This window comes from Mesorhizobium sp. M1A.F.Ca.ET.072.01.1.1, assembly GCF_004023325.1.
GTDB lineage: Bacteria > Pseudomonadota > Alphaproteobacteria > Rhizobiales > Rhizobiaceae > Mesorhizobium.
On sequence record NZ_RZSF01000404.1, the window covers coordinates 1 to 4,959 of the forward strand.

The window sequence follows — 4,959 nt, forward strand, 5'->3', positions numbered from 1 at the left end:
GGCTAGTAGGCTTGAGTTGGCCGTCGGTTGCGCAACCAGTGACGACCGGGATGTCACGATCAATGAAATAGAGCTGGGGTATCTGACGCAGCTCGCAGGCTGGGGAAAGTTCAACGAAAGGGCGAACGAAGCTCCTCGAGCAAAAGGCCTCGCGCTGCCAGATAGCTACCGTTTATCGGTGCAGCGCGCGTCGATGACAGTTTGGCGTATTGCGCCTGATCGGGTGCTGGTTCGGTCGGACGCCGCCCTTAGCTTTGAAAACGCGACAGATCTTGCAGTGCTGGATTTGTCTGACTCGCGTGTATGTTTGATGCTGGAAGGGCCGGGTGCTAGCGGGCTTCTCAGTCGCGTCGCTTCTCTGGATTTCTCCGATGTGGCTTTTGACATTGGCTCGTTCGCCCAGACGGCTATCCACCATGTCAATGTCCTCATCGACCATCCCGGTCCCGATCAGTTCGCAATCCTAATCCCAACGACATATGCGACGTCACTCACCAGTTACCTCGCAGGACACCTCATAGGCAGGGAGACGACCAAGTCAGGAAATAGTTAAATTAGCGAAGGAGTGACACTCCGATGGTCTTGTATCTGTCCTTTCTGCGATTAACTTCTCATTGTCTCCAAACGAGCACTGCCTGCGAGGAGCGTCCCATGGAACGCAATCCGCTGAGCTCCGACCCAGCTCGATGCGTAGATGTGGTCGAAGGCTCAGCACCGAGCGATCCCCGGCCTATAGCTAAGACAACTGGAATCAGATCAGCCTCGCTCCGCCCACCTTCAAAGTACAAGCGGATCGCCTGTCTAGCTCGATCTCCATCTGACGTCGCTCTCTTCGACCTTCTTGATACGGGCGAGTAACAGTGGCTTGGGGGACATTTGATGGTTGACCCTAGACTCTCGCTCCACCCCCTTCGAGAGCTGGGCTAGCGCCTAGGGTTTCGCTCACGAGAGATATATTTGACCATCATCTGGATCGCCACGTCTGCCAGTATTCGTCTATGGAGTGATCAAGGACACCAGTCGCGCAACATTAACAAATTGGAGGGTAAAATATTGGCAACTCCTAATCTCATTGAATGTGACAAACTTGAGGCAGCCTATGTAGACGCGATACGCGACGGGCTGAGGGACTACAATCAAAGCAAGATCGGCCTGCCTGGCGGCGTGCCGCTGGTGATCGCGGCTGAAGACCCCGAATCGGGTACAATTGTGGGTGGTCTGATAGGATCGACAGTTCACGCAGTTCTTTATGTCGAACAGCTCTTCATCGACGATGCGCACCGCGGCACAGGCCTGGGCGCACGGGTCCTTGCCGCCGGCGAGGAAGCCGCACGCCGGCGTGGATGTCGTACCGCTGTGCTTTGGACAGCCACGTTTCAGGCGCCCGCATTCTACGAGCGTCGAGGCTGGGAAGCATTTGGCGAAGTGGACTGTGCACCTTCCGGCGAGAAGGTAATTTTCCTGCGTCGATGCCTTTGATCATGAAGGCGATACGGCCTTTCAGTTGGCGTACGTTGCATTATACCGATAGGAGTCGCAGGCGATCAATTTTTCGGGGACGGCTTGGTGTCATCGCCAGTCGAGGTGACATCAACCACGCGCGCATCGATCTGACCACAAAGCTCACACAGCCTGTGCCAGTCGAACCTCAGGACCTCAGGCACGATATAGCGCCGACCTGGCCGGTGCACAGATAGTCGACGACCCGCTCCAAAGTGGCGCGCTCCAGTTTGGGGCGCTTTCGACACTCTGGCCCACTGACGCTCAAGACCGACAATGATCATTTCCGTAGCGCAGGACTTGCGGCGCGGGCCAACCAATTATGAGCAGTGCGGTTGGAAATGCCTGCGCGAGAGCGAACGACCTCTCCGCCGGAAAGAACCTGGAAGAGCAGCCTTTCACAGCAAATGTTTTCGCAAGCTGGGCGCAAGTCAGCAACACTTCCATAGCGCCTTGCCTTATTGTCCAAGGGCTAATCTTCGGTGGCAGGAGCTGTGAAAAAACTACTGGTACGTGTTCGAAAGCTTACAACTTGTCCAACGCAGAAACGATCGGGCTCCTGGCGATCCGAGAGGATGCGGCCTCACAAGAGCCGAAGGCTAGAGTTCACGATTGGGCCTCCCGCCCTAGGGTGGCGGCTCGAAACCATCGTGTGTTGGAGGACTAAAACGTGACAACAAACCACCGCATTCTCGATCTCCTGAGGCGCTACCGCACGCCGCTCGTAAACCATCTCATCGACGGGCTTGTCGATGGCGGCGTCGGCCGCCGCGACTTCGCGCGCCAGGGCAGCCTGCTCGGACTGTCGCTGCTACTTCTCGGCTGCATCGGCTTGGCCGAAACGCACCGAGTTTCGAACGGCTGTTGATAGGCTCACCTGCATTCACGAAACCATGTCTAGCGAACATAGGGCCAGCTTGATGAAGTCGCATTACCGTGTGGTGGTTATTGGAGGGGGAATAGTCGGCGCGAGCGTGCTGTACCACCTTACAAAACTTGGCTGGAATGACATTGCGCTCATCGAGCGTCGTGAGCTGACGGCCGGGTCGACCTGGCATGCTGCAGCAAGCTTCCACGCGGTCAATGCAGATACTAATCTGGCGGCGCTTCAGAGCTATACGATCGGACTCTATCGAGACCTGCAGCGGGAGAGTGACCACCAATTGGGGGTTCGCACGCCCGGAGCAATAACCATAGCAGGTACGCCCGAGCGGTGGGAATGGCTCCAGGCTGCTTTGTCAGGATTCCGCACTATCGGGCTTGATGACGTCGCGCTAATTTCGCCCGAAGAAATCAAGAAACGTTGCCCGATCCTCGACACAACGAACATATATGGGGGCCTTTGGGATCCGAATGACGGCTACGTTGATCCTTACGGCACTACGCACGCTTTTGCATCCGCAGCGAAAAAAGCGGGAGCGGAAGTTATTCTGCGTAATGGGGTCATGGAACTGCATGCGCGGCAGGACGGCTCGTGGACCATCGTGACAGAAAAAGGAACGGTCACAGCTGAGCACATTGTGAATGCTGCCGGACTCTGGGCCAAACAGATTGGGATCATGGCTGGTGTCGACCTGCCGGTCGTACCGATGGAGCATCACTATCTCATCACCGAGGCGATCCCCGAACTTTCGGCAATGAGCGAGGAGATGCCGGCCGTTGTCGATTTGGAAGGGTTCACCTATGCGCGGCAGGAAGGCAAGGGGCTGCTTCTAGGAGTTTACGAACGCAATCCAAAACACTGGAATGTAGAAGGCGCGCCGTGGGATTTTGGTATCGAATTGATCCCAGCGGACATTGATCGAATTTCTCCTGAACTCTCGATTGGGTTCGAGCGCTATCCTGTTCTTCAGAGTACCGGCATTAAGCGATGGGTTAACGGGCCAATCACTTTCACTCCCGACGGAAACCCCCTAGTTGGGCCTGTTCCTGGCCTGCGAAATTACTGGTGTGCATGCGGTGTCATGGCCGGGTTTAGCCAAGGCGGCGGCATAGGCCTGGCATTGGCGCAGTGGATCACGTCAGGTGAACCCGAGGCCGAGGTTTTTGGCATGGATGTTGCCCGGTACGGCAAGTTCGCATCGAATCGTACTTATCTCAAAGCCACCACTGGACAATTCTATGCTCGACGTTTCTTGATCAGCTATCCTAATGAACAGCTCCCGGCAGGCAGACCGTTAAAGACGCCGCCGGCCTATGACGTCATGTCCGCGCAAGGGGCACGGTGGGGGGTTTCATGGGGAATGGAGGTGCCGCTCTATTTCACGCCCGAGGACCCTGGATTCGCTGAGACTCCGACACTCAATCGCTCAAATGCCTTTCCATTGGTAGCGGCGGAATGTCGGGCAGTGCGCGAGGGTGTCACCCTCCTCGATACTACGGCCTTTTCCCGCTACGAGATAAAAGGGCCGGGAGCGAAGGATTTCCTCGATCGTCTATTGGCCTGTCAGCTTCCTAAGCCCCATCGCGTGCGGCTGGCTCCGATGCTGTCTGCATCTGGTCATCTAATGGGCGATCTTACCGTTCTCAACTGGGATGATGAAACTTTCTGGCTAATGGGGTCATACTATCTGCGGTCTTGGCATATGCGCTGGTTCGACCAGCACAAGCCAAGCACAGGTGTTGCGATCACCGACATTTCGGATGCAGTTTCTGGCCTGTCGATCACCGGCCCAAAGTCACGCGAATTTCTAGCGAGCTTAACTCCTTCAGATCTGTCGAACGCGGCCTTTCCATTCATGGCGTGTCAGCAAATTGACATTTGCCGCAGCCGGGCCAACGTGGCACGCCTCTCGGTGATGGGGGAACTAGGCTATGAGATCAATGTGAACGCTGCCGAGCAAAGACAGCTCTACCTTGATTTGTTGTTAGCCGGCCGCGAGTGGAACCTTCGTGAAATCGGTTTCAATGCGTTGAGTTCTCTGCGTATCGAGAAAAGCTATGGGATCTGGTCGCGTGAGTTCACTCGCGCTTACACACCGGCCATGTGCGGCCTCGACCGCTTTGTTGCCTTTGATAAAGGCGATTTCATTGGAAGAGACGCGGTACTGGGCGAGCGTGATAAAGGGCGGCCAAAACAGCGGCTGGTTACTCTCAAAATCGATGCCAATGGCGCCGACGCTTCAGGCTTTGAGCCTGTCTTCGCGGGCGGGCATCTCGTTGGTCAAGTGACATCGGGCGCGTACGGGCACGTTTCCGGCCTAAGCTTAGCACTCGGATACGTTGACAGTGTCGCCGTCGATGAGGGGGCCACCCTGTCAGTCGACGTGGTCGGGAAGCCGCGCCAAGCCGAGATAATTCCTTCCTCTCCCATCGATCCAAACGGGGCGAGGTTGCGTCAATGAAACGGTTGCGAGCAAGGGGCCGGCACTCATGACAAAGCGAGTTCAGAGATTGGGGCAACGCCCCAGGCGCGAGGTCGGTTCGGCAGGAGTTCCGTTCGGAAAGGTTGCCTACCGC

4 protein-coding genes are annotated in these 4,959 nt (G+C 56.4%); all 4 read left to right on the forward strand.

The annotated features are described in order from the left end of the window. On the forward strand, positions 1 to 553 hold a 553-nt coding region (locus EOA32_RS32865), incomplete at its 5' end, for a hypothetical protein (protein ID WP_128373944.1). 404 nt (positions 554 to 957) lie between these two features. Continuing rightward, on the forward strand, positions 958 to 1,479 hold the full coding sequence (locus EOA32_RS32870; protein ID WP_189407569.1) for a GNAT family N-acetyltransferase: 522 nt from the start codon (positions 958 to 960) through the stop codon (positions 1,477 to 1,479). Positions 1,480 to 2,170: 691 nt separating this feature from the next. Continuing rightward, on the forward strand, positions 2,171 to 2,368 hold the full coding sequence (locus tag EOA32_RS32875) for a hypothetical protein (protein ID WP_245499468.1): 198 nt from the start codon (positions 2,171 to 2,173) through the stop codon (positions 2,366 to 2,368). A gap of 52 nt (positions 2,369 to 2,420) precedes the next feature. Next, complete coding sequence (locus EOA32_RS32880) at positions 2,421 to 4,844, forward strand: FAD-dependent oxidoreductase (RefSeq protein WP_128373946.1); 2,424 nt, start codon at positions 2,421 to 2,423, stop codon at positions 4,842 to 4,844. Positions 4,845 to 4,959 lie beyond the last annotated feature (115 nt).